Origin of the sequence: Cupriavidus sp. UGS-1, assembly GCF_021213615.1 — a bacterium.
In the GTDB taxonomy this organism is placed as follows: Bacteria; Pseudomonadota; Gammaproteobacteria; order Burkholderiales; family Burkholderiaceae; genus Cupriavidus.
Genome location: NZ_JAJQJF010000012.1, coordinates 134239 through 159157 on the forward strand (window position 1 = coordinate 134239; position 24919 = coordinate 159157).

The 24919-nt window shown below is 67.3% G+C and carries 23 protein-coding genes and 4 tRNA genes; 10 read left to right on the plus strand and 17 right to left on the minus strand.

Annotation, left to right across the window (positions count from 1 at the left end):
- Window positions 1–163: 163 nt before the first annotated feature.
- Both LRR16_RS16445 and murI read left to right on the plus strand, forming a co-directional pair.
- The gene (locus tag LRR16_RS16445; protein ID WP_006576876.1) at window positions 164–1687 is read left to right on the plus strand and encodes a fumarate hydratase; all 1524 of its coding nucleotides are present in this window, start codon (window positions 164–166) and stop codon (window positions 1685–1687) included.
- 272 nt (window positions 1688–1959) lie between these two features.
- Complete coding sequence (gene murI / locus LRR16_RS16450; RefSeq protein WP_232206540.1) at window positions 1960–2796, plus strand: glutamate racemase; 837 nt, start codon at window positions 1960–1962, stop codon at window positions 2794–2796.
- A 64-nt stretch (window positions 2797–2860) separates the two neighbouring features.
- Here murI and LRR16_RS16455 read toward each other — a convergent pair whose 3' ends face one another.
- On the minus strand, window positions 2861–5161 hold the full coding sequence (locus tag LRR16_RS16455) for an AAA family ATPase (protein WP_006576874.1): 2301 nt from the start codon (window positions 5159–5161) through the stop codon (window positions 2861–2863).
- Between the two features lie 590 nt (window positions 5162–5751).
- On the opposite strand from LRR16_RS16455, the gene LRR16_RS16460 reads away from it, so the two are divergent.
- From LRR16_RS16460 to LRR16_RS16475, 4 genes are all read left to right on the plus strand, one after another.
- Entirely contained in the window at window positions 5752–6417 is a 666-nt protein-coding gene (locus tag LRR16_RS16460; protein WP_064576004.1) for an energy transducer TonB, read from the plus strand.
- A 46-nt stretch (window positions 6418–6463) separates the two neighbouring features.
- Entirely contained in the window at window positions 6464–7192 is a 729-nt protein-coding gene (locus tag LRR16_RS16465) for a MotA/TolQ/ExbB proton channel family protein (RefSeq protein WP_023263789.1), read from the plus strand.
- A 38-nt stretch (window positions 7193–7230) separates the two neighbouring features.
- Complete coding sequence (locus LRR16_RS16470) at window positions 7231–7644, plus strand: biopolymer transporter ExbD (protein ID WP_006579474.1); 414 nt, start codon at window positions 7231–7233, stop codon at window positions 7642–7644.
- Between the two features lie 239 nt (window positions 7645–7883).
- Window positions 7884–8240, plus strand: coding sequence for a hemin uptake protein HemP (locus LRR16_RS16475; RefSeq protein ID WP_043437977.1), 357 nt, complete (start codon window positions 7884–7886; stop codon window positions 8238–8240).
- A 127-nt stretch (window positions 8241–8367) separates the two neighbouring features.
- On the opposite strand, the gene LRR16_RS16480 is transcribed toward LRR16_RS16475, so the two are convergent.
- Together LRR16_RS16480 and LRR16_RS16485 are read right to left on the minus strand one after the other, a co-directional pair.
- Window positions 8368–8775 carry a heme-binding protein gene (locus LRR16_RS16480; protein WP_006578772.1) on the minus strand — a complete coding sequence of 136 codons (408 nt, stop codon included), beginning with the start codon at window positions 8773–8775 and terminating at the stop codon, window positions 8368–8370.
- A 168-nt stretch (window positions 8776–8943) separates the two neighbouring features.
- On the minus strand, window positions 8944–9300 hold the full coding sequence (locus LRR16_RS16485) for a hypothetical protein (RefSeq protein WP_006578771.1): 357 nt from the start codon (window positions 9298–9300) through the stop codon (window positions 8944–8946).
- A 180-nt stretch (window positions 9301–9480) separates the two neighbouring features.
- On the opposite strand from LRR16_RS16485, the gene LRR16_RS16490 reads away from it, so the two are divergent.
- A tRNA-Leu gene (locus LRR16_RS16490) sits at window positions 9481–9567 on the plus strand.
- Window positions 9568–9610: 43 nt separating this feature from the next.
- On the opposite strand, the gene LRR16_RS16495 is transcribed toward LRR16_RS16490, so the two are convergent.
- Entirely contained in the window at window positions 9611–10699 is a 1089-nt protein-coding gene (locus tag LRR16_RS16495; RefSeq protein WP_232206541.1) for a YeiH family protein, read from the minus strand.
- Between the two features lie 102 nt (window positions 10700–10801).
- On the opposite strand from LRR16_RS16495, the gene LRR16_RS16500 reads away from it, so the two are divergent.
- Window positions 10802–11740 carry a LysR family transcriptional regulator gene (locus LRR16_RS16500; RefSeq protein ID WP_023263791.1) on the plus strand — a complete coding sequence of 313 codons (939 nt, stop codon included), beginning with the start codon at window positions 10802–10804 and terminating at the stop codon, window positions 11738–11740.
- 36 nt (window positions 11741–11776) lie between these two features.
- Here the strand turns inward: LRR16_RS16500 and ybaL are convergent, their stop codons facing one another.
- The 6 genes from ybaL to uvrC form a co-directional block, all read right to left on the minus strand.
- Window positions 11777–13009 carry a YbaL family putative K(+) efflux transporter gene (gene ybaL / locus LRR16_RS16505; protein ID WP_232206542.1) on the minus strand — a complete coding sequence of 411 codons (1233 nt, stop codon included), beginning with the start codon at window positions 13007–13009 and terminating at the stop codon, window positions 11777–11779.
- Window positions 13010–13362: 353 nt separating this feature from the next.
- A tRNA-Cys gene (locus tag LRR16_RS16510) sits at window positions 13363–13436 on the minus strand.
- 104 nt (window positions 13437–13540) lie between these two features.
- Window positions 13541–13616: transfer RNA gene (locus LRR16_RS16515), tRNA-Gly, on the minus strand.
- 54 nt (window positions 13617–13670) lie between these two features.
- Window positions 13671–13746, minus strand: a tRNA-Gly gene (locus LRR16_RS16520).
- Window positions 13747–13905: 159 nt separating this feature from the next.
- On the minus strand, window positions 13906–14505 hold the full coding sequence (gene pgsA, locus LRR16_RS16525) for a CDP-diacylglycerol--glycerol-3-phosphate 3-phosphatidyltransferase (RefSeq protein ID WP_006578767.1): 600 nt from the start codon (window positions 14503–14505) through the stop codon (window positions 13906–13908).
- Between the two features lie 170 nt (window positions 14506–14675).
- Window positions 14676–16814 carry an excinuclease ABC subunit UvrC gene (gene uvrC / locus LRR16_RS16530; RefSeq protein ID WP_232206543.1) on the minus strand — a complete coding sequence of 713 codons (2139 nt, stop codon included), beginning with the start codon at window positions 16812–16814 and terminating at the stop codon, window positions 14676–14678.
- 113 nt (window positions 16815–16927) lie between these two features.
- On the opposite strand from uvrC, the gene earP reads away from it, so the two are divergent.
- A complete protein-coding gene (earP, locus tag LRR16_RS16535) occupies window positions 16928–18115 on the plus strand; it encodes an elongation factor P maturation arginine rhamnosyltransferase EarP (protein ID WP_232206544.1) in 1188 nt (395 codons plus the stop codon).
- 175 nt (window positions 18116–18290) lie between these two features.
- A complete protein-coding gene (efp, locus tag LRR16_RS16540; protein WP_006578548.1) occupies window positions 18291–18851 on the plus strand; it encodes an elongation factor P in 561 nt (186 codons plus the stop codon).
- Window positions 18852–19001: 150 nt separating this feature from the next.
- Here the strand turns inward: efp and nagZ are convergent, their stop codons facing one another.
- From nagZ to lepB, 7 genes are read right to left on the minus strand one after another with little or no spacing between them, the layout of a single operon-like run.
- The gene (gene nagZ, locus LRR16_RS16545; RefSeq protein ID WP_064575996.1) at window positions 19002–20051 is read right to left on the minus strand and encodes a beta-N-acetylhexosaminidase; all 1050 of its coding nucleotides are present in this window, start codon (window positions 20049–20051) and stop codon (window positions 19002–19004) included.
- A gap of 27 nt (window positions 20052–20078) precedes the next feature.
- Window positions 20079–20507 carry a holo-ACP synthase gene (gene acpS, locus LRR16_RS16550; RefSeq protein ID WP_232206545.1) on the minus strand — a complete coding sequence of 143 codons (429 nt, stop codon included), beginning with the start codon at window positions 20505–20507 and terminating at the stop codon, window positions 20079–20081.
- On the minus strand, window positions 20504–21298 hold the full coding sequence (gene pdxJ, locus LRR16_RS16555; protein ID WP_232206546.1) for a pyridoxine 5'-phosphate synthase: 795 nt from the start codon (window positions 21296–21298) through the stop codon (window positions 20504–20506). The genes acpS and pdxJ overlap by 4 nt, the downstream gene beginning before the upstream one ends.
- A 7-nt stretch (window positions 21299–21305) precedes the next feature.
- Complete coding sequence (recO, locus tag LRR16_RS16560) at window positions 21306–22193, minus strand: DNA repair protein RecO (RefSeq protein ID WP_006578552.1); 888 nt, start codon at window positions 22191–22193, stop codon at window positions 21306–21308.
- Complete coding sequence (gene era / locus LRR16_RS16565; protein ID WP_232206547.1) at window positions 22186–23136, minus strand: GTPase Era; 951 nt, start codon at window positions 23134–23136, stop codon at window positions 22186–22188. Before era ends, recO begins: the two co-directional genes overlap by 8 nt.
- Window positions 23133–23903 carry a ribonuclease III gene (gene rnc, locus LRR16_RS16570; RefSeq protein WP_006578554.1) on the minus strand — a complete coding sequence of 257 codons (771 nt, stop codon included), beginning with the start codon at window positions 23901–23903 and terminating at the stop codon, window positions 23133–23135. Before rnc ends, era begins: the two co-directional genes overlap by 4 nt.
- A 59-nt stretch (window positions 23904–23962) precedes the next feature.
- The gene (gene lepB, locus LRR16_RS16575) at window positions 23963–24862 is read right to left on the minus strand and encodes a signal peptidase I (RefSeq protein WP_006578555.1); all 900 of its coding nucleotides are present in this window, start codon (window positions 24860–24862) and stop codon (window positions 23963–23965) included.
- Between the last annotated feature and the right edge of the window lie 57 nt (window positions 24863–24919).

The window sequence follows — 24919 nt, forward strand, 5'->3', positions numbered from 1 at the left end:
CCGCGGTCGTCGACCGTTTGTCCGATATTCGCGCACGATGTGGAATTAACGCAACTTTTAACGGCAGGCAGCCGCCCTCCGTCCGGGACGCGTCTGGCGAGGGGGTGTATGATTCGGGCGGAATTTTCGTCCGCTTTTGTCCGACTGCCCTCCCCCACAAGACATGACCGTCATCAAGCAAGAAGACCTGATCCAGAGCGTCGCCGACTCCCTGCAGTACATCAGCTACTACCACCCGATGGACTACATCACCAGCCTGGGCCGTGCCTACGAGCTGGAACAGAGTCCGGCGGCCAAGGACGCGATCGCGCAGATTCTGACCAACAGCCGCATGTGCGCCGAAGGCAAGCGCCCGATCTGCCAGGACACCGGCATCGTGACCGTCTTCGTCAAGGTCGGCATGGACGTGCGCTGGGACGGCGCCACCATGGGCCTGACCGACATGATCAACGAGGGCGTGCGCCGGGGCTACACCCACCCCGACAACGTGCTGCGCGCCTCGATCGTCAACCCGCCCGAAGGCGGCCGCAAGAACACCAAGGACAACACGCCGGCCGTGATCCACTACGAGATCGTGCCGGGCGACAAGGTGGACATCCAGGTCGCGGCCAAGGGCGGCGGCTCGGAGAACAAGTCCAAGTTCGTGATGCTGAACCCGTCCGACTCGATCGTCGACTGGGTGCTGAAGACCGTGCCGACCATGGGCGCGGGCTGGTGCCCGCCCGGCATGCTCGGCATCGGCATCGGCGGCACCGCCGAGAAGGCGATGGTGATGGCCAAGGAATCGTTGATGGAGTCGATCGACATCCAGGACATCATCGCCCGCGGTCCGAAGGACTGGATCGAGGAGCTGCGCGTCGAGCTGTACGAGAAGGTCAATGCGCTGGGCATCGGCGCGCAGGGCCTGGGTGGCCTGGCCACCGTGCTGGACGTCAAGATCATGGCCTGCCCGACGCACGCCGCGTCCAAGCCGGTGGCGATGATCCCGAACTGCGCCGCCACCCGCCACGTGCACTTCACGCTGGACGGCAGCGGCCCGGCCAGGCTGGAAGCGCCGGACCTGTCGCAGTGGCCGAAGGTCGAGTGGGCACCGAACACCGAAACCTCGAAGCGCGTCGACCTGAACACGCTGACGCCCGAGGAAGTGGCCTCGTGGAAGCCGGGCCAGACGCTGCTGCTGAACGGCAAGATGCTGACCGGCCGCGACGCCGCGCACAAGCGCATCGCCGACATGCTGGCCAAGGGCGAGAAGCTGCCGATCGACTTCACCAACCGCGTGATCTACTACGTCGGTCCGGTCGATCCGGTGCGCGACGAAGTGGTCGGCCCGGCCGGCCCCACCACCGCCACGCGGATGGACAAGTTCACCGAGACGATGCTGTCGCAGACCGGCCTGATCGCGATGATCGGCAAGGCCGAGCGCGGCCCGGTGGCGATCGAATCGATCCAGAAGCACAAGTCGGCCTACCTGATGGCGGTCGGCGGCGCGGCCTACCTGGTGTCGAAGGCGATCCGCGGCGCCAAGGTGCTGGCGTTCGAAGACCTCGGCATGGAAGCGATCTACGAGTTCGACGTCAAGGACATGCCGGTCACGGTCGCGGTCGACAGCAGCGGTACGTCGGTGCACAAGACCGGCCCCGCGGAATGGCAGGCCAGGATCGGCAAGATTCCGGTCGCGGCGGGTTAAGGGTCTGAGTTCGGTGAGTCTGCGGCGATAGCCATCGCCCGCGACCATCGGCCGCCCCTGCCCCTCTCCCCAACCCTCTCCCGCAAGCGGGAGAGGAAGCGCACACCGGGCAGTTTCCAACGCGATTGGTTTCCTCCCTCTCCCGCAAGCGGGAGAGGGAGCACACCCCGGGCAGTCTCCGGCGCGATTGGTTGGCTCCCCTCGCCCGCTTGCGGGAGAGGGGCCGGGGGAGAGGGCAACCGCCCCCTATTCCCCTAAGCAAGCTCTCCCCCGTGTCCCCCTTCCCCATCGGCATCTTCGATTCCGGCCTCGGCGGCCTGTCCGTGCTGCGAGAGGTGCGCGCGCTGCTGCCGCACGAAAACCTGCTCTATCTCGCCGACTCGCGCTATGCGCCCTATGGCGACAAGCCGCAGGCGTTCGTGCAGGCCCGCACGCTGCAGGCCTGCGAATGGCTGGCTGCGCAGGGCTGCAAGGCGCTGGTGGTGGCCTGCAATACGGCCACCGCGCACGGCATCCAGGCGCTGCGCGAGCGCCTGCCCTTGCCGATCGTCGGCGTCGAGCCGGGACTGAAGCCTGCGGTGGCGGCCAGCCGCAGCAAGGTGGTCGGCGTGCTGGCCACCGCCAATACGCTGGCCAGCGACAAGTTCGCGCGGCTGCTGCATTCGCTGGAGGACCAGTGCCGCTTCGTCTGCCAGCCCGGTGGCGGGCTGGTCGCGCGCATCGAACAGGGCGATGTCGACGGACCGCTGGTGCGCGAGCGGCTGCAGACGTGCCTCGCGCCGATGCTGGAAGCCGGCGCCGATACGCTGGTGCTCGGCTGCACCCACTATCCTTTCCTCAGCGAGACGGTGCGCGAACTGATCGGCGAGCGGATGACGCTGATCGATACCGGCGTCGCGGTCGCGCGGCAACTGCAGCGCAAGCTGGCCGAGCACGGGTTGGCGGCCGACGCGGGCAGCGGCGTGGATGCTGGCGCGAATCCGATCGCGGTGGCGCGCTACTGCACCACCAGCGACGCCGAACACCTGCGCCGGATGGCGCGGGCGCTGCTGCATGTCGATGCCGCGGCCGAGACTGTGGTGATCGAACCGGCGCCGATCACGCCCTGATCTCGCGCCTCCTTTCGCGGCTCCTTGCGCGCCTCCTTGCGCGGCGCCGCCCGGCGTTGTTGCCTCAGCGCACGAAGCCGACCTGACGGCGCTCCCTGACCTCCGGCTTGACCGCATGTTCCTGGCGCAGCTGCGCGAGGAATTCGTCGGGCGTCAGCGCCTCGCCCAGCAGCGCGCATTGCCGCTTGACGGTGGCAAAGTCGCCCGGCGTCAGGCCGTCGAGCCCGGCCAGCTCGCGCCGCATCGCCTCGTCGAGCGCGGACGCATCGCCGTCGAGCGCCTCGTCGACGAACATCGATTCGCGCTGCGCCGGCAGCAGCGGCATGAAGCGGATCTTGAACGAGAAGCGGCGCAAGGCGGCCTCGTCGAGCCGGTCGAACAGATTGGTGGTGCAGACGAAGATGCCGTTGAACCGCTCCATCCCCTGCAGCATCTCGTTGACCTCGGACACCTCGTAATTGCGCACCGCCTGCTGCCGGCTCTGCATGAAGCTGTCGGCCTCGTCGAGCAGCAGCACCGCGCCGTCTTCCTCGGCGCGCGCGAACATCGCCGCGATCTGCTGCTCGGTCTCGCCGACGTACTTGCTCATCAGGTCCGAGGCCCGCCGCATCATCAGCGGCAGCTCCAGCGCGGCGGCGATATGTTCGGCCAGCGCCGTCTTGCCGGTGCCAGGCGGGCCGTAGAAACACAGCGTGCCGCGGCGCCGCGCCTGCAGCGCCTGGATGATGCGCTCGACGCGATAGCGCGTCTCCAGGTTCAGCCGGTCGAGCCGGTAATGCGTGACCACCGGCCGCGTCTCCGCTTCCGGCCGCAGGCCCATCGCGCGGTCGGCGTGCTCGAGCTGGCGCAGGATCAGCGTCTCGACCGGCTCGCCGATGCCGGGCTGGGCCAGCTGGACGAAGCGCGCAGCCGATTGCACCTGCGCCGGCGTCAGCGTGCGGCGCGCCGCCAGCGACGCGATAAAGCCATCGCTGACCGCCAGTCCGCCCAGATGCTTGCGGATGATGTTCTCGCGTACCTGCGGCGGCGGAATGCGCAGCTCCAGATGGAACTGGAAGCGGCGCAGATAGGCGGGATCGATCTGCCGGATCGAATTGGAGATCCAGATCACCGGCACCGGATTGCGCTCGAGCGTCTGGTTGACCCAGGCCTTGCCGTTGACCGAACCGCGCGTGTCCTCCTGGCCGAACAGGCTCATCAGCTCGCGCGCCGAGCCCGGGAACACGTCCTCGACCTCGTCGAACAGCAGCGCGGTATTGGCGCGGCCGCGCAGGAAGGCCTGCGACACCTGCAGCGAGCGGTAACGGTCCTTGCCCGACAGGCTGTTGCCGTCGCGGTCCAGGCAGTCGACCTCGTACAGCTCGCAGCCGGCCTCGCGCGCGAGCAGCCGTGCAAATTCGGTCTTGCCGGTGCCGGGCGGCCCGTAGATCAGCACGTTGACGCCCTCGGCATGCTGGCGCGTGGCGTTGGCCAGCAGCGCGGTCAGGTAGCGGGCATCGCTCTCGACATGGGGATAGTCGGTGCTCGACAGCGTCGGCGGCGCGGCCGGCCGGGTGAACACCGCCATCATCTCGGCCTCGTCGGCGTAGTTGCCGAGCAGCACATGCAGCAGCCGGTCGGACAGCCGCATCAGGTCGCCCAGGTCGGTCACGCTGTTCTCGGGCAGCGGCTGCTCGATCAGGTTCAGCGTCTCCAGCCGCGAGCCCGGCCGCAGCGAGGCGGCGACCTGGGCCGCGGTGGCGCCGGTCAGCCCAGCCAGGATCTGGAACGCCTCCTGGCTGTGCGCGACCTTGCAGTCGACCATCACGGCGCGCAGGTCGCGCTTGTACTTGGCCAGCGCGGCGAACAGCAACAGCTTGCGCTCGTGGTCGGGCAGGTCCAGCACATGGCTGAGCATGTCGATATTGCGGACCAGCAGCACGCGCTCGCCGTCGAGCCGCGCGGCCAGCGCGGCGGCCGATACCTCGAACACGGTGAACATGTCCTTGGCATGGTGCTTGACGTACTCGTCCAGGTAATAGAACAGCGCCCCCTCGTCGAAGGCGCTGTTCCACTGGCCGTGCCGCTCGAGAAACTCCTCCGGAGCGAGCCGGCCGGCGCCGCGCCAGGCCGGCATGTCGGCGCAGCGCGCGGCGAGAAAGCGCTGCACGCGCATTACCACGCCATAGGGCCAGACCAGTTCCTGCGCGCTGACCGTCAGCACGTCGTTGATATTGCTGCGCAGATTGAAACGCGGCCCGAGCGCGCAGACCACGCGCAATGCGAACTGGGCGCACATCCAGTCGAGCGCCGTGGTGGCGCCCGCCCCGGGGGCCGCGCGCAACAGCGCCGGCCGGTCCTCGTCGATGCTGCGGGTGAAATCCATGGGCAAGGCTCCTCGTCCCGGACGAGCGACGGGGGACCGTCGCCGCCGCTTCCTTCGCCGTTTTTTTCGCTTGGTTCTCGGCCTGCTTTGCCGCTGTTCCTGCCGCGTGCTCTGTTATCGACCGCGATCGCCTGCTGTTTCGCCTGCTTCTACCGTTTGTCGCGCCGGCTGCCTGCCAGTTCACCGGGCCCTTTTTTCGTATGCTAGCTCGCTTTGCCGGGGGCGGTTAGTCGGGGCGACCCCGCAGGCATGGCCGGCAAACGACCCGGCCTTCAGCAGGGTCAAGTGGCGAGAAGGCCGACAAATAGGAATCATTATCGTTTATACTCACGCGCTGACACGCTGCCAGAGAGTGGCGCTCCCCCGGGCTTTGACTTTGAAGGAGCGTTTATCATGGAACTGCTGATTAGCCTGCTGGTTGGTTGCGGTATTTCGCTGGTGCTGTTTCGCCGTAAATAGATTGCTGGAACGGCTGCAGAACAGCCTCGGAACAGCCCAATCGCCGCGCCGCTCGCGCCCGACACACCGATGCCGCCTTCGGGCGGAAGGCCGCGCCTGCAACGCCGGTTAGCCGAAATTTGTTGTCTCACATGTTCGATCAACGTTTCCTCAAGATCACGCTTGCCGTTCTGCTTTTCCACGCCGGCCTGCTGTATCTGATTCAGAGTGGGCTCGCGCGCAAGATGACCGAAGCGGTGATCGCGCCCGAAATCATCGCCCGTATCATTCCGCTGGAACCGCCACAGCAGCCGGCACCGGAGCCGCCCAAGCCGCAACCGAAACCCGAGACGCCGCCCAAGCAGGTCAAGGTCACCAAGCCGACGCCGCAGCCCAGGCCGCAGCCGAAGCCCGAACCGCGGATCGAGCCGACGCCCGCGCTGCCGCCGACGCCGACCGCGGTCGAAGCGCCGCCCGCACCGCCGGCCCCGCCCGCTCCTCCGCCGCCGCCCGAGCCGGCACCGGTCGCCACCGGTCCGCGCGCCGTCGGCATCGGCGAGATCCAGTGCACGCCGCCGCAGCCGACCTACCCGTCGCAGTCGCGGCGGATGGGCGAGACCGGCAAGACCGTGGTGCGACTGACCACCGACGATACCGGCAAGGTCGTCAAGACCGCGGTGGTCAGCTCCAGCGGTTCGTCGCGACTGGACCAGGCGGCAATCGACGCGGTCCAGCGGATGCGCTGCAAGCCTTATGTCGAAAACGGCCGTGCGATCGCGGTCACCGCGCAGCAGCCGATCGCTTTCGAGCTGAACTGATTTGAACTGAACCCTCCATACGATTTACGACTTACCAGGAACCATCATGCAGGACCTCGGACTCAGCCATCTGTGGGCGCAAGGCGATTTCGTCATGCGTGCGACCGCCATCATTCTGCTCGTCATGTCGCTGGCGTCATGGATCGTGATTCTCACCAAGGCGTGGGATCTGGTCCGCCTGAAGAAAATGGCGCAGGGCGCGGAAAAGCGCTTCTGGCATTCGGACGATTTCGACCACGCGCTCGAAACGCTCGGCAGCAGCGAATCGAATCCGTTCCGCACGCTGGCGCTGACCGGCAAGGAAGCGGCCCAGCACCATCGCGCCAGCCAGCCGCAGCTGCATGACGTGATGGATATTTCCGACTGGCTGACCCGTTCGCTCAAGAGCGCGATCGACGACGCCGTCTCGCGCATGCAGTCGGGCCTGGCGATCCTGGCCTCGGTGGGCTCCACCGCGCCGTTCGTCGGCCTGTTCGGCACCGTCTGGGGCATCTACCACGCGCTGATCGGCATCGGCGCCTCCGGCGTGCCGACCATCGACAAGGTCGCCGGCCCGGTCGGCGAGGCGCTGATCATGACGGCCTTCGGCCTGGCGGTGGCGATCCCCGCGGTGCTCGGCTACAACGCGCTGACGCGCGGCAACAAGGCCGTGATCTCGAAGCTGAACCGCTTCGCCCACGATCTGCACGCCTACTTCGTCACCGGCGCCCGCGTGCGCCCGACCGGCGCGCGCACTGCCGACGACAACGCGGTGCGTCTCGCGGTCAAGAACTGAACTGACGCGGACCGCCCTCCGCTCGAAAGGAAGTCATCATGGCATTCGGTACCCTCGACGATGACGATGACGCAGTGATGAGCGAGATCAACATGACGCCGCTGGTCGACGTCATGCTCGTGCTGCTGATCATCTTCATCATCACCATCCCGGTGATCAATCACGCGGTCAAGATCGACCTGCCGCGTGCGACCAATCAGCCCAACGATCCCAAGCCGCAGAACATCAACCTGTCGATCGACGCGGCCGGCAAGGTGTTCTGGAACCAGCAGGAGATCGACGACGCGACGCTGCAGAACAATATCGCGCAGGCGGCGCAGCAGCAGCCGCAGCCCGAGCTGCATCTGCGCGCCGACCGCGACGTGCGTTACGAGCGTGTGGCCGAAGTGATGGCCGCCGCCCAGCACGGCGGTCTCGGCAAGATCGGCTTCATCACGGAGCCGAAGCAATAAGACCCCCAGCGGCGCGCAGTGCCGCGCCGCTTTCCCCAAGCCCCACCCGTGCGGTGGGGCTTTTTCTTTTGTGTTTCGAATGAAACCAAATGCGTTTTTTGGCCGTGTTGCCTGGTCCGGCCCGATATCATGCACAGAGTCGTTGTAATGATAACGATTCTCATTTAATATCAACACAACGACCGCAGCCCCGATCCTGGTGCCGCGAAACCGACCATCCCCGAACAGGAGCCCCATCGATGAGCACCCTAGCCTTGCCGCTGACGCAACCGCGCGAAGTCACCCGCCGCCGCCTGTCGCTGCGCCGCGTGGTGGTGAACCAGAATCCGGCGCCCAATGCGCGCCGCGAGGCCGCGGCGCCGTCGGCGATGGCGACGGTCAAGTCGGCGGTGGCCCGCCTGGAAGCGCTGGTGCGCGACAATCGCGGCGCCACTGCGGCCGCTCATGCGGCGGCTCATGCGGCCCCGGCACCGGCGGCCGAGGCGGTGCCGCTCGAAGCGCTGATGCGCGGCGCGACCACGCTGCCGATCCTGCATAACGGCGAGGTCTACACGCTGCGCAAGACGCGCTACGGCAAGCTGATTCTGACGAAGTAAGCCGCCCGCCGGGGCATGCCGCATGGTTCGGCATCCCGGCTTCGGGCTACCCGCTCCAGGACGGAGCGGGCCCGGCCGCCGCAACCGCCGGCGGCCGATGAAGAACGATCAGGCGCAGGCCGCCCGATCAGAGGCCCAGCGCGGCGATGCCGGCACGGCCGATCTGCGCATCCTCGCTGGACTTGACGCCCGACACGCCGACCGCGCCGACCACCTGGTCGCCGGCGATGATGGGCACGCCGCCTTCCAGCATGCCTTGCAGCACCGGCGCGGTCATGAACGAGTTGCGGCCGTTGTTGATCATGTCTTCGTAGATCTTCGATTCGCGGCGGCCCAGCGACGAGGTGCGGGCCTTCTCGGTCGCGATATAGGCGGAGATCGGCGCTGCGCCGTCGAGCCGCTGCAGGGCCAGCAGGTGGCCGCCATCATCGACGATGGCGATCGACACGGCCCAGTGATGGGCCTTGGCCTCGGCTTCGGCTGCGGCCATCACCTTCTTCACGTCTTCCGCAGTCAGCACGGACTTTTGCTGCATACCACTCTCCTGAATCGATAAACAATGAGCCGGCAGTATAGCGCCGGCACCACTTCGGTGACCATGACGCGCGGCGCCTTTGTCGGGCAAAACAGCCATGCCAAAAACGCAAAGGGCCCCGCAGGGCCCTTGTGATTCGGTTCGGATTCCGATCGCCGATTCGGCGATCTAGTGGCCGTGATGGCGATGTCCGTGGCCACCATGCCAGTGGCCATGCCGGCCGCCATGATAGTGCCGGCCAGGATGGCCGTAATAGCGCGGCGGGCCATAGTAGTGCGCGGGCGGCGGGCCATAGTAGCGCGGCGGCGGGCCGTAGTAGCCGTAACCAGGCCGCACGACCACCGGCGGCGGACCGTAATAGACCGGTGCGGGCGCAACTACCACGGGCGGCGGGGGATAGTAGGCAGGACCGCCGACCACGACGCCCGGCACGCCGATCACCACGCCGACGTCGACACGGGCCATCGCGGCGCCCGAGGCCATCGCAGCCAGCACGCCAAGCCCTGCGAGCAACCAACGTTTCATGATCTTGCTCCTCGCAAGGTTGATCTTGATACCCGTATTCTAGGCCTACGCCGGATCACAGGTGCAACGGCGAGTTCTACATTGTTACCGCCAGTAACATCCTTGTCGGCAAGGGTACGGGAGCGATCATGCGGCGCTTGCGTCCCGGGCGGCGACCGCCCACAATACCGGGCTTGCCGTGCGGCCGTGGAGAAATTGGTAGACTCAGCAGACTTAAAATCTGCCGCCCTTCCGGGCTTACGGGTTCGAGTCCCGTCGGCCGCACCACCCACGCCGCCAGCCCGCCCTCCTTCCGTTCTCTCCATCCTCCTCAGAGAAGCACCGCGCACAGCAGCGCGCCCGCGCCGACCAGGAATACAAACAGTAGCGCCGCCAGCAGCATCGGCTTGCGGCCCGCGCGCAGCAGGTCGCCGATCCGGGTATGCAGGCCGATCGCCAGCATCGCGCAGGCCAGCAGCCAGTTGTCGAAGGCAACCAGGCCCGGCTTCCATTCGCCCGGCACCAGACCGAAGGAGTTGATCGCCAGCACGGCGACGAAGCCCAGCGCGAACCAGGGCACCGCCGCGCGGATCCGGGCCCAATCGACGCCGCGGCGGCCTGCATCCGTGCCATGCGCGCGGTCCTCGGCACGCGGCCACAGCGCCAGCACCAGCAGCAGCGGGCCGAGCGCCAGCACACGAACCATCTTGGCCAGCACGGCGGCATCGCCGGCCGTCTCGCCTACCGCCTTGCCGGCGACGATCACCTGCGCGACCTCGTGCAGCGTCGCGCCGGTATAGATGCCGAAGGCGCGCTCGCCGACCGGCCAGTGCCACACGTTGGTCACCAGTTCGTACAGATAGGGATACAACAGCATGCCGACGGTGCCGAACAGCACCACGGTCGCCACCGCGACCGCGGTCTGCCGGTCGTCGGTGCGCGCGATCGAGGCCACCGCAATCGCGGCCGCCGCGCCGCAGACCGCGCTGCCGGCGCTGACCACCACGGCTTCCCGGCGTGTCAGCCCCAGCCAGCGGGTGCCGACCCAGACGCCGACGCACAGCGTCGCGGCCAGCATCAGCAACGGGGCCACCACCCCGCCAACGCCGAGCGCCTCGATCGAGCCGAAGGTCAGCCGCAGGCCGTACAGCGCCACGCCCAGGCGCAGCAGCGTCTGCCGGGCCAGCTGCATGCCGGGCGCCAGCGGCGCCAGCCAGTGCCGCGGCAAGGTATTGCAGGCGACGATGCCGGCGCACATCGCCAGCATCAGCGGGCTGACACCCAGTTGCGACAGCGCCGGCAGCCCGGACAGCACCAGCGCGAGCCACGCGATCGCGCCGAGCGGCGCAAGCGTCAGCAGTCGGTAACGCAAGGGAATGGCGGTGGCGGGGGCGGCGGCAGGAATCGAGGTGGTCGGCATGGCGCAGGGACGACACGGTCGTGTAGGAATGACGCCAGCGTAACTACCGCCTCTTCATCTGTAAAACAGGTAATATCGTTATTTCTTACCTGGTTTATAGATATGCAACATCGCCCCTTGCGGCTGACGCTGCGTCAGCTTGCCGTCTTCGTCGCCGTAGTGCAGCACGGCAGCACGACCGCCGCCGCCGAGGCCGTGGCGATGTCGCAGTCCGCGGTCAGCGCCGCGCTGGCGGACCTGGAACGCGCACTGGACCGGCGCCTGTTCGACCGCGTCGCCAAGCGGTTGACCATCAACGAGACCGGCCGCCAGTTCTTCCCGCGCGCGCTGTCGCTGCTGGACCAGGCGCACGAACTGGAACGCTTCGCCGCCGACGCCGGCGTGCAGTTGCGGATTGCCGCCAGCAACACCATTGGCAGTTATCTGCTGCCCGCGCTGCTGACCGGCTTCCGTCAGGCCCAGCAACAGCCCTGCGCGCTGGACCTGCGCATCGGCAACACCCACGACGTGTTGCAGGACCTGTTGCGGCTGGACGCCGATATCGGTCTGATCGAAGGGACCTGCCACGAGCCCGAACTGAGCAGCGTGCACTGGTGCGACGACGAGATGGTGGTGGTCGTGGGCGCCGGCCATCCGCTGGCACGGGCCGATGGCGATCTGGACGCGTTGCGGGAGGCGGACTGGCTGGTACGGGAGCGCGGCTCGGGGACGCGCGAGATTGTCGAGCAGCGGCTCGCCCCGCTCCTCGGACCGCTGCGCTTCGCGCTCGAACTCGGCAACGCCGAAGCGATCAAGCGGGCGGTGATGAGCGGCTTTGGCGTCAGCTGCCTGTCGCTGCATGTGGTGCGCGACGAGCTCGAACGCGGCGCACTGGTGGCGCTGCGCCGTGGCCTGCCGCGGCTGGTGCGGCCCTGGCACCTGGTCGTCCACCAGGACAAGTATCCGACCCAAGGCCTGCTGGCCTTTACCGAATACCTGCGCCAGACCGCGCCGCAGCTGGAACTGGAAGAACTGGAAGAACTGGAACAGCAGGAAGGATGAGAGCGCAATCCGGGGCCGCGGCCCCGGATTGGACGGTCAGGCCGCCTGCGCCTCGCCGGCCTCGCCCTGGCGCGCCACGTAGCGGTCCAGCCAGCGGAACAGCAGCGGATTGAGCACGATCGACAGCAAGGCGCCGGCGAGGATCAGGCTCTGCGCGCGCTCCGGCAGGATCTGCAGGAACACGCCGAGGCTCGCCAGAATGAACGAGAACTCGCCGATCTGCGCCAGGCTCGCGGCAATCGTCATGCCGGTCCGGTTCGAATAGCCGAACATCCGCACGATGCCGAGCGCCGCCAGCGACTTGCCGACGACGATGATCGATACGGTCGCCAGCACGCCCCACGGGTCGCGCACCAGCACCATCGGGTCGAACAGCATGCCGACCGAGACGAAGAACAGCACCGCGAAGGCGTCCCGCAGCGGCAGCGACTCCTCGGCGGCGCGATGGCTGAATTCGGATTCGGCCAGCACCATGCCGGCGAAAAACGCGCCCAGCGCGAACGAGACGCCGAACAACGAATAGGCGCCGAAGGCCACGCCCAGCGCGGTCGCCAGCACGCCGAGGCGGAACAGCTCGCGGCTGCCGGTCCAGACGATGCGCTCGAGCATCCATGGAATGAAGCGGCGGCCGATCACCAGCATCACCGCGACGAAGGCCGCGACCTTGCCGAGCGTCAGCGACACCGTCAGCAGGATGTCGGTGACGCTGGCCTCGGGGGCTTCACCGCCGCCGCCGGCCGGCACCAGCAGGCCCGACAGCGCCGGCAGCAACACCAGCGCCAGCACCATCGCCAGATCCTCGACCACCAGCCAGCCGACCGCGATGCGGCCCTGCTCGCTGTCGACCAGGTCACGATCCTGCAAGGCCTTCAGCAGCACCACGGTACTGGCCACCGACAGCGCCAGCCCGTAGACCAGGCCCTGCCCCCAGCTCCAGCCGAAGCCCCAGGCGACGCCCATGCCGAGCAGCGTCGCGATGCCGATCTGCGCCACCGCGCCGGGGATCGCGATCTTGCGCACCGCCATCAGGTCGCGGATGGAGAAATGCAGGCCCACGCCGAACATCAGCAGGATCACGCCCAGCTCGGCCAGTTCCGGCGCCAGCGCCTGGTCGGCGGTGTAGCCCGGCGTATGCGGCCCAACCACCACGCCAGCGCACAGGTAGCCGATCAACGGCGGCAACCGCAATCGCCCCGCCAACGCACCGAGGACAAAGGCCAGGACAATGCCGCCGACGATGGTGCTGATGAGCGGAGTAGCGTGATGCATGCGTGGTGGTTTCCTTCTGATGGCCGACGTAGCGCCGGGAAGTCGAACGGCGATCCGGTCCCGATCCGACGCGGACACGCCGCCATCGACGGAGCCTGATGCCGGCGCCGCCCGGGCGGACAATCTGCGGAAATGAAACCGAATGGGAATCGTCGCCACCGGCAGCGGCGCCCGGGGCGCGAGGCCCAGGCACGTTGCCGGCATGGTCCAGCATCGGCGACGACTAGTGCGATAGACGTAATGTATCACGCGCGCCACGGGTTAAAGCCGCGAAAAGGCGCAAGAAATACATCGTGCAGGAAAGAACCGGAGGCTGGAACCGCGAACCGGTGACGACAGCAGGGAGGAATCGATGGAGGCGGGGGTCGGAATCGAACCGGCGTACACGGCTTTGCAGGCCGCTGCATAACCACTCTGCCACCCCGCCGGGTGACCTGGATGCTGGATTGTAGCCGCTGTGGCTTCCGGGTGCCGGAGACCGATGCGGCAGCATCGCAAACTAAAAAGGGAAGCGCTGCTTCCCTTTCGGACTGGAGCGGGAGACGAGTCTCGAACTCGCGACCTCAACCTTGGCAAGGTTGCGCTCTACCAACTGAGCTACTCCCGCATGACACCTGCTGCGGCGAACCCGGAACATGCTTCCGGATCGACCAGAAAATTCTGGAGCGGGAGACGAGTCTCGAACTCGCGACCTCAACCTTGGCAAGGTTGCGCTCTACCAACTGAGCTACTCCCGCAGTGTCCTGCGTACTGCACATGCAGTAAAACGGCGCTAAATCACTGCATATAGACCGCTTCTTGCTGCATCTCGCTTCGTTCGTTTTGTTTCGTCAGAAGCGAGAACGAAATTATGCAAACATCCGACAATGAAGTCAAGCATATTTTTGCACTGATCCTCACTTTTGCGCGGCGGCCCGGGCGGCGGCCGCACTGCGCTCGCGGATCTGGGGCCAGGCCAGCTTCATGTAGTAGAACATCGACCACAGGGTCAGCACCGCGGCGACATAGATCAGCCAGCCGCCCAGCATGCCGGCGTCGATGCCCAACAGCGGCGCGTCAAACAGCAGCAGCGGGATCGCGACCATCTGGAACGTGGTCTTGAGCTTGCCCAGGAAGTTGACGGCAACGCTCTTTGACGCGCCGATCTGCGCCATCCATTCGCGCAGCGCCGAAATGGTGATCTCGCGGCCGATGATCACCAGCGCGATCAGATCGCTGACGCGGTCCAGCGCCAGCAGCGACAGCAGCGCCGCCGCGACCATCAGCTTGTCCGCGACCGGATCGAGGAAGGCGCCGAACGACGACGTCTGGTTCCAGCGCCGGGCGAGGAATCCGTCGAGCCAGTCCGTCGCCGCCGCCACGATGAAGAACACCGCCGCCGTCAGGTTCTTCGCCGGCATCGACAGCCAGGCGTCGGGCAGATAGAAGACGCCGACCACGAGCGGGATCATGGCAACGCGCAGCCAGGTCAGCAGGATCGGAATATTCATCGGCATAGGCGGGATCGGCAGGTCGAAGACGGGACAATCCCGCGATTGTCGCCGATTCCGACATCAATTGAGCATTTCCCGAAGCGAGCCCGGCCGGTTGCGTTCCGCGCCGGCGTCGGTCGCGCTGGTTGCGCCGGCCGACCGCGCCGATCGCGGCGGGCAGCCGGCGCGCCGCCTCAATGCAACTGCCGGTAGATTTCCTCGGCCAGCGTGCGCGAAATGCCGTCGACGCTGGCGAGCTCATCGACGCTGGCGGCCATCACGCCGCGGATGCCGCCGAAGCGGGTCAGCAGCTTCTGCCGCCGGCGCGCGCCGATTCCTTCGATTTCCTCGAGCCGCGACGTGGTGCGCGTCTTCGCCCGGCGCGCGCGCATGCCGGTGATCGCAAAACGATGCGCCTCGTCGCGGATCTGCGCCACCAGCATCAGCGCCGCGCTGCCCTGGCCCAGCTCCAGTGCGGGACGTCCGTCGGCAAATACCAGCGTCTCGAGCCCGACCTTGCGGCCCTCGCCCTTGGCCACGCCGACCAGCAGCCCGATATCGAGGCCCAGTTCCTCGAACACCTGGCGCGCGACCTCGACCTGGCCCTTGCCGCCATCGATCAGCACGATATGCGGCATCGCGGCGCTGCCCTCCTGGCTGCGCTCGACCAGCTTCTGGTAGCGGCGCGTCAGCACCTGGCGCATCGCCGCATAGTCGTCGCCCGGCGTGATGCCGTCGATGTTGTAGCGGCGGTATTCGCTGTTCTGCATCGCATGGTGATGGAACACCACGCAGGACGCCTGCGTCGCCTCGCCGGCGGTATGGCTGATGTCGAAGCATTCGACCCGCAGCACGCCCAGATCGTCGAGCTCGATGCCGATGGTGTCGGCCAGCGCCCGTGTGCGCGCCTCCTGGCTGCCCTGCTCGGCCAGGCGCCGCGCCAGCGCCAGCGCCGCGCCCTGCTGCGCCATGTCGAGCCAGGCGCGCCGCTGGCCCTGCGGCTGGCGCACCAGCGTGATGCGGCGGCCCGCCTGCATCGTCAGCGCCTCCATCAGCGCGCCGTCGGCCGGCGCGTGGCTGACCACCAGGATCGGCGGCACCGGCTGATCGAGATAGTGCTGCGCCATGAAGGCGGCCAGCACGTTGGCGGCGACGCGTTCGGCCATCGCGGCGCCGGACTCGACCATCTCGGCCCCGACGGTCGCCTCAGCGGCCTCAGCGGCCTCAGCGGTTTCGCCGCCCACGGGCGTGGCGACGATCTCCTCGGCCTCGTCGTCGACGATCATCGCCGCCTCGTCGACATGCGCGGGAAAATACGCCTTGTCGCCGAGGTGGCGGCCGCCGCGAACCATCGCCAGGTTGACGCAGGCGCGTCCGCCCTGCACCGCCACGGCCAGGATATCGATATCGCTGCTCTGCCCGACTTCCTCGACCGCCTGGCGCTTGAGCACCGTGGACAGCGCCCCGATCTGGTCGCGCACCGCGGCGGCCTGCTCGAACTCGAGCCGCTCGGCGTGCTGCTCCATCTTCTGCTGCAGTCCCTCGAGCACCTCCTTCTGCCGGCCCTGCAGGAAGCGCGCGGCATTGCCCACGTCGCGCGCGTAGTCCTCCTCGCTGATCGCGCCGACGCACGGCGCCGTGCAGCGGTGGATCTGGTGCAGCAGGCACGGCCGCGTGCGGTTGTTGAAGACGGTGTCCTCGCAGGTCCGCAGCTGGAACACCTTCTGCAGGATCTGCATGCTCTCGCGCACCGCATGCGCGCTCGGGAACGGGCCGAAGTACTGGTGGCGCTTATCGGTCGCGCCGCGGTAGTACGCCATGCGCGGATAGCGATGCGCCGACAGCTTCAGCAGCGGATACGACTTGTCGTCGCGGAACAGGATGTTGTAGCGCGGCGTCAGCGCCTTGATCAGGTTGTTCTCGAGCAGCAGCGCCTCGGCCTCGCTGCGGACCACCGTGGTGTCGATGCGGGCGATGCGCGACACCATCATCGCGATGCGCGGCGACAGCTGGGTCTTGTTGAAATAGCTCGAGACGCGCTTCTTCAGGTCGCGCGCCTTGCCGACATAGAGCACGCCGCCGGCCGCGTCGTAATAGCGGTAGACGCCGGGAAGGCCCGGCAGCGCGGCGATCACCGGGCGGGGATCGAAGCTGGTTTCCAGCTCCGGCTCCGGTCGCGGCTGCGGCTCCTGCGCCGGCGCGCCGGCCTGGGCAGGCACAGCCAAAACGTCGGTGGGCGCTGCACCGGCTTCGGGCAGCGCCGGCTCGGGCGTGTCGATGCGCGGCTCCGCCTCGGCGGGCGTGCCAGTGGGTTGCGGATCCGGACGTGACATCGGGGAAGGCGGCAGGGACATGCGATCGGCCGCCGCGAACGTCGAACACCTGACGCGCGGAGGCGCGAAGGCTCGCGGGGCTCTAAAATCGCAAGTTTAGAGCAATTCCGGCCATGACCATCCGCTCCTGGGACATCTTCTGCACCGTGATCGACAACTTCGGCGACATCGGTGTCTGCTGGCGGCTCGCGCGTCAGCTGGCCCAGGAGCATGGCCACGCGGTACGGCTGTGGGTTGACGATCTGGCGAGCTTTGCCCGCCTGGCGCCGGCGCTCGATCCCGCCGCCGGCCGGCAGCGGCTGGCCGGCGTCGAGGTGCGCCGCTGGACCGCGGGCAGCGACGCCGGCCTCGGTGAGCCGGGGGAAGAGATCGTGCCGCACGAGGCGGTGGTCGAGGCCTTCGCCTGCGAGCTGCCTGCGTCATTCGTCGCTCGCATGGCGCAGGCCACGCGCAAGCCGGTATGGATCAATCTCGAATACCTGAGCGCCGAGCCCTGGGTGCGCGAGCATCACGGCATGGCCTCGCCCCATCCGCGCCTGCCGCTGGTCAAATACTTCTTCTTCCCCGGCTTCGAGCCGGGCACCGGCGGCGTGCTGCGCGAATCGCTGCTGGGCATGCAGCGGCGCGGCTTCATCGACTCGCCGGCGGCGCAGGCGCGACTGTGGCACCGGCTGGGCGTCACGCCAATCGACGGCGCGCGCCGGGTCAGCCTGTTCGCCTATCCGAATCCCGCGCTGCCGGCCCTGCTGGCCCACTGGCGCGACGGCGACGAGCCGGTGCAGTGCCTGCTGCCGTCCGGCCCGGCGGCGCGGCAGGCCTTCGCCTGGGCCGGCACGGACGCCGCCGCGGCAGCGTCGCCGGCAGCGGTATGCACGCTGGGCCGGCTGCATCTGCAGCAGGTGCCCTTCCTGCCGCAGGAACAGTTCGACGAACTGCTGTGGGCCTGCGATATCAATTTCGTGCGCGGCGAGGACTCGTTCGTCCGCGCCCAATGGGCCGCGCGTCCCTTCGTCTGGCACATCTACCCGCAGGCCGACGACGCGCACCGCGTCAAGCTGGACGCCTTCCTGGCGCGCTACCGGCAGCAGATCGGCGAGCCGGCCGACGCCGAGGCGCTCACGCGCTTCTGGCATGTGTGGAACGGCGCCGCCCCGCCCATGGACGTCGCGGCCGCGTGGGATGGCCTGCGCGCCGCGCTGCCCGGACTGGCGCGCACCGCCCAGCGCTGGCAGCACAGCCTGGCCGCGCTGGGCGACCTCGCAGCGAACCTCGTAGCGTTTTGCGAAAGTCGGGTAAAATAGCGGGTTGATTTGATGGCGACCGGGCTGGACATCCTGGGTTGCCCGCACGGCGCCTTCCGGCGTTCGATCCTGCGGGCCCCGCGCGGAACTGAGCACGGATCGCGAACGCGCCGCCCCGGCGCGCTCTCGCCACGCCGAACTCCCAGACATTCTTAATTCAGGAAGATTAGTTCAGATGAAAACCGCACAGGAACTCCGCGTCGGTAACGTGTTCATGATCGGTGCCGATCCGATGGTCGTGCAGAAGGCCGAGTACAACAAGTCGGGCCGCAACGCCGCGGTCGTCAAGATGAAGTACAAGAACCTGCTGACCGACGCACCGGGCGAGGCCGTGTTCAAGGCCGACGACAAGTTCGAAGTGGTCGTGCTGGATCGCAAGGAATGCACCTACTCGTACTTCGCCGACCCGATGTACGTGTTCATGGACGCCGACTACAACCAGTACGAAGTCGAAAGCGACAACATGGGCGACGCCCTGCACTACCTCGAAGACGGCATGAACGTCGAAGTGGTGTTCTACAACGACAAGGCCATCTCGGTCGAAATGCCGACCACGCTGGTGCGCGAGATCGTCTACACCGAGCCGGCCGTCAAGGGCGATACCTCGTCGGGCAAGGTGCTGAAGAACGCCAAGATCAATACCGGTTTCGAGCTGCAGGTGCCGCTGTTCTGCAACATCGGCGACAAGATCGAAATCGACACCCGCACCGGCGAATACCGCAGCCGCGCCAACTAAGGCGAAGGCAGCGGACGAACCTGACTGTCGTCCCCGCGAAAGCGGGGACCCAGTGACTCGTAAAAAGACGCTGGATTCCCGCATTCGGGGAACGGCGTAAAAAAGGCAGCCAGACCGGCTGCCTTTTTTCATTGCCAAGAGCGCTACGGCTTAGCCGATCAGCGCCTCGTCGCGCAGCTGCCGCAGCGCGCTGCGATAGCCCGCGTCCTGCTCGAGCTTGTTCCAGTCCATCGCCTTGCCGCGCGCGAACAGCCGGCGCACGCGCCGCTGCGAGGCCTTGTCGATCGACACGTCGAGCTCGGCCAGCAACTGGTCGGCGCGCTCGGGATGATTGCAGATCAGTACCATGTCGCAGCCCGCATCCAGCGCGGCGCGCGCGCCCTGCGTGACCGTGCCCGCGACGCTGGCGCCTTCCATGCTGAGATCGTCGCTGAAGATCACGCCCTCGAAGCCGAGCTGGCCGCGCAGGATGTCCTGCAGCCAGTAGCGCGAGAAGCCGGCGGGGTTGGGATCGACCTTCGGGTAGATCACGTGGGCCGGCATCACCGAGGCCAGCGTCATGCCCATCCACTGGTACGGCCGGACGTCCTGATCGAGGATCTCTTCCAGCGTGCGTTCGTCGACCGGCACCGCGACGTGCGAGTCGGCCTCGACGTGGCCGTGCCCCGGGAAATGCTTGCCGCAGTTGGCCATGCCGGCCAGCAGCAGGCCATGGGTCAGATGGTTGGCGAGCATCGCGACCACGCGCGGATCGGCGTGGAACGCGCGATCGCCGATCACGCCGCTGCGGCCATAGTCGAGGTCGAGCACCGGCGTGAACGACAGGTCGATATCGCAGGCGCGCAGCTCGGCCGCCAGCACATAGCCGCAGGCCACCGCGGCGCGGGTCGCGGCCAGCACGTCGCGATCCCACAGCTCGCCCAGCTTCGCCATCGCCGGCAGATGGGTGAAGCCGTCGGTCTTGCAGCGCTGCACGCGGCCGCCTTCATGGTCGATGCAGATCAGCACGTCGTCGCGCAGCGCGCGAATCTCGCGCGTCAGCGACACCAGCTGCGCGCGCGACTCGAAGTTGCGCGCGAACAGGATCACGCCGCCGGTCAGCGGATGCGAGATGCGGCGCGCATCGTCGGCGTCCAGTTGCTTGCCCTTGACATCGAGCACGACCGGGCCCGGTCGCTTGCCTGCGTTCTTCTTGGTCATCGGTGAAGAGAGAAAGAGTTATCCGTGTTATCTGGGTAAGGCCACGCCCGATGCGTCGGCCGGCCCGGTCCGTTCCGCGATCGCAAAGGCGACCGCGTAGTCGTGTTCGTCGCTGACGCTGACGCGCACGGTCAGCCCGCGTTCGCTCAGCCATTGCGCCAGTTCGCCGTGGCAATGCGCATAGGGCTCGCCCGACGGCAGGTTCAGCAGTTCCATCGCGCGCCACGTCATCGGCCAGTGCATGCCCAGGCCGATCGCCTTGGAGAAGGCCTCCTTGGCGGCGAAGCGCGTCGCCAGGAAAGCCAGCCCGCGCTTCTGGACGCGGGCGCGGCGGCGATGATAGACCGCCAGCTCCTGCGGCCCCAGCACCTTCTCGGCGAAGCGCCCGCCGGTGCGGGCCATCACGCCGCGCACGCGCTCGATCTGGATGATGTCGGTGCCGACGCCGTAGATCACGCCGGAGCCTTCGGCGCGGGATAACGCGTGCCGAGCCGGGCGGCGACCATGATCGCCTTCATCTCGCGCACCGCGTTCTGCCAGCCGGCGAATACCGCGTGGGCGACGATGGCGTGGCCGATATTGAGTTCGGTGATGCCCGGCAGCGCGGCGATCGGCTGCACATTGGTGTAGTGCAGGCCGTGGCCGGCGTTGACGACCAGGCCGTGCTTCAGGCCGGTCTCGACACCGTCGGCGATGCGGCGGAATTCCAGCGCCTGCGCATCGGGCGTCTCGGCGTCGGCATAGCGGCCGGTATGCAGCTCGATCACCGGCGCGCCGCTGGCCGCCGCGGCTTCGATCTGGTCGGCCTGCGCATCGATGAACAGCGACACGCGGATGCCCGCGTCGGCCAGCTGGCGGCACGCCGCCTTGACCTGCTCGAAACGGCCGGCCACGTCGAGCCCGCCTTCGGTGGTCACTTCCTCGCGGCGCTCGGGCACCAGGCAGACGTCCTGCGGCCGGATCTCGCAGGCGATGTCCAGCATCTCCTGCGTCAGTGCGCATTCCAGGTTCATCCGCGTCGTCAGCTGGGGCCGCAGCGCGCGCACGTCGGCATCGCGGATATGGCGGCGATCCTCGCGCAGATGCAGCGTGATCAGGTCCGCGCCGGCCTCCTCGGCCCGCAAGGCGGCCTGGATCGGATCCGGATAGACGGTGCCGCGCGCGTTGCGCAGCGTCGCCACATGGTCGATGTTGACGCCGAGCGCGATGAAGCTCGAGTTCGCACCGGGATGAGCGTGGAAAATCATAGGGGGATCACAGGGCTTGCAGGTCGATCAGGATCTGCCGCGTCTTCAGCGGCACGCCTTGCAGATGATAATGCAGAAGAAAGCGCATCAGCGCGCGGCCCTGCGCGACGGTCTGCGGACGGCTGTAGTCGTCGCGGGACATGTCGAGCAGCGTCTGCCCCGACACCACGGGCCACGACGACGGATCGCTGGCATGCGCGCGCCGCACGCCGCGCTCGGGCTGGTAGACGTAGTCGAGCCCCGGCTGCACCGCCTCGCCGGTCGAGGTACAGCGATCGAAGGCGACCGCGAAGCCGGTCTCCTGCAGCAGCACGCGCTCGAACCCGCGCAGCACCAGTCCGGCCGGCTCGCCCTGCCCCAGCCGCGTCAGCGTCGCCATGTAGTGGCGGAACAGCGCCTCGTGCGCGTCCTCGCGCGGGCAGAAGCGCAGCAGCAGCTCGTTCAGATAGAAGCCAGACAGCAGCGCCTCGCCGGCGAGCGGCGGCATGCCGCCGATCCATTCGGCCTTCGTCAGCGTCTTGACCTCGCCGCGCCCGCTCCACGACAGCGAGATCGGCAGGAAATGCTGCAGCACCGCGCGCAGCGCCGAATGCGGGCGCTTGGCGCCCTTGGCGACCAGCGCCATGCGGCCGTGGTCGCGCGTAAAGACATCGACGATCAGGCTGGTTTCGCGATACGGCCAGGCATGCAGCACGAAGCCCGGCTGATTGACGACGCGCAGCTCGGTGCGCGCCGGCACGATCCGCATCGCGCGATCCATCATCGCGCGCGCGCCGGCCAGCTCGGCGCCGACGCTGTCGAGCACTTCGGCGGCTTCCTCTGCCACCGGGTCCGCGCGGCGCGCGGAGGCGGTCCCGCGCCGCGCAGGCGCCGGGACCGCCGGGCGGTCACTCATATCCGTAGGCACGCAGTCCGGCTTCGTTGTCGGCCCAGCCGCTCTTGACCTTGATCCACAGCTCCAGGTAGACCTTGCCGTCGAACAGCTTCTCCATGTCCAGGCGCGCCTCGGTGGAGATCTGCTTGAGCTTGGCGCCCTTGCTGCCGATCACCATCGCCTTGTGGGCATCGCGCTCGACCAGGATGGTCGCGAACACGCGCCGCAGCCGGCCTTCGGTCTCGAACTTGTCGATGATGACGGTGCTGGTGTACGGCAGCTCGTCGCCGGTCCAGCGGAACACCTTCTCGCGGATGATCTCCGAGGCGAGGAAGCGCTCGCTGCGGTCGGTCATCGCATCGGCGTCGTACATCGGCTCGCCTTCCGGCAGATAGGGCCGGATGATGCCGAGCAGCCGTTCGATATGGTCCCGAGTCTTGGCCGACATCGGCACCACCTCGCGGAACGGAAACTGCTGCCCCATCTTCTCGAGGAAGGGGAACATGATTTCCGAGCGCCGCTCGCCGGGCACGCGATCGATCTTGTTGACCACCAGCAGCACCGGCGTATTGCGCGGCAGCAGCGTCAGCACCTTCTCGTCGTCGGGCCCGTACTGGCCGGCCTCGACCACGAACAGCACCAGGTCGACCGACGACAGCGTCGAGGTCACGGCGCGATTGAGCGAGCGGTTCAGCGCGCTGGCATGCCGGGTCTGGAAGCCCGGCGTGTCGACGAACACGTATTGGGTGTCGTCGGTGGTCTGGATGCCGACCAGCCGGTGGCGCGTGGTCTGCGCCTTGCGGGAGGTAATGCTGATCTTCTGGCCGACCAGCGCATTGACCAGGGTCGACTTGCCGACGTTGGGCCGTCCGACGATGGCCACGGTGCCGCAGCGGAATGCCGCGGGCGGATTTGCCGCGGCGGAGTCGGTGGACTCCGGCTGCGGGCGGTTCGATTCGGTCATTCCTTCAACCTGAGAGACAACTGCGGATCCGGGGGAACGGGCTGCTTGCGGGTCTTGCCGGTGCGTTCGGCGCGGCTGCGCTTGAGCAGCTGGGGCACCAGCCGCTGCACCTCTTCCAGCGCCAGCTTGGCGGCCGCCTGTTCGGCGGCGCGGCGCGAGGCCCCGGTGCCGAATACCTGCACCTCCAGTTTAGGCACGATGCATTCGACTTCAAATTGCTGGTTATGGGCGGCGCCATGGGTGGCGATCACGTTGTACTGGGGCAGCGCGATCTTGTGGCCCTGCAGGTATTCCTGCAGCAGCGTCTTGGCGTCCTTGCCGAGCGTACGGGGGTCGACCTGTTCGAGGATCGGGATATAGAGCTTGCGGATCAGGCTGCGGGCGGCCTCGAAACCGGCGTCGAGAAAGACTGCGCCGACGATGGCTTCGAGGGCGTCCGCGAGGATCGAGGGCCGGCGGAAGCCGCCGCTTTTCAGCTCGCCCTCGCCCAGCCGCAGCGACTCGGACAGCTGCAGCATCTGCGCGATCTCGTACAGCGCCTGCTGCTTGACCAGATTGGCCCGCACGCGCGACAGATCGCCTTCGTCGAGCTTGCCGAACATGCCGTACAGCATGTCGGCGACGGCGCAGTTCAGCACCGAGTCGCCGAGAAATTCCAGCCGCTCGTTGTGCTGCGCGCTATGGCTGCGGTGCGTCAGCGCCTGCTGCAGCAATTCGGGCTTGCTGAAACGGTAGCCGAGTCGTTGCTGCAAGGCGTCGAGGTTCATGTCAGTACTGCGTTCCCGAAGAGGTAGTCGAATGGCGCGCTCCGGCCGGCGGCCGCCGTTTATTGGAACGACCCCACCCGGCCCAGGTTGCCGAGATTCATCCAGATCAGGAATGCCTTGCCGACGATGTTCTCGTCCGGCACGAAGCCCCAATAGCGCGAATCCAGGCTGTTGTCCCGGTTATCCCCCATGACGAAATAGTGACCCGAAGGCACCTTGCAGGTCACGCCCTGCTGATTGTAAGTGCAGTTTTCGCGGAAGGGAAAATCCGGGTCGGCGCCCGCCACGAAGGCCGGGCGGTCGGCGTCATTCAGGATGCCATGGGGCGCGCCGCCCGGCAGGGTTTCCTTGTAATGCCTGGAATACGACAGCCGCTCCTCGTCCAGATACTCGGGCAGCGCGTCGTATTGCGCCGGCTTGCCATTGACGGTCAGCCGCTTGTTTTCATAGCTGACTACATCGCCGGGCACGCCGATCACGCGCTTGATGTAATCGAGCGACGGGTCCTTCGGATAGCGGAACACCATCACGTCACCGCGCTGCGGCTCGCCCAGCGACACGATCTTCTTGTTGATCACCGGCAGGCGCAGGCCGTATTCGTACTTGTTGACCAGGATGAAATCGCCGATCAGCAGCGTCGGGATCATCGAACCGGACGGGATCTTGAACGGCTCGACCACGAACGAACGCAGCACGAACACCGCCAGGATCACCGGGAAGAAGCTGGCCGAATATTCGAGCCACCAGGGCTGGCGCAGCTTTTCCTCGGCCAGCCGGCTGCGCGAGGATTCGAACTCGGTGCCGGAGCCATGCCCCGGCATCGCGGCGCGGCGCGCATCGAATTCGGCCAGGGCGGCCTGCGCCGATACGCGGCGCTGCTTCTGAAAGACCAGCTTGTCGGCCACCCAGGCAATACCGGTGATGACCACCAGCACAAAAAGGATCAGTGCAAAATTCATGACGGCTAGATCGTTGGCGAAGTCTTATTGGTGCGGACCGGAGGGCATCGGGGCTGC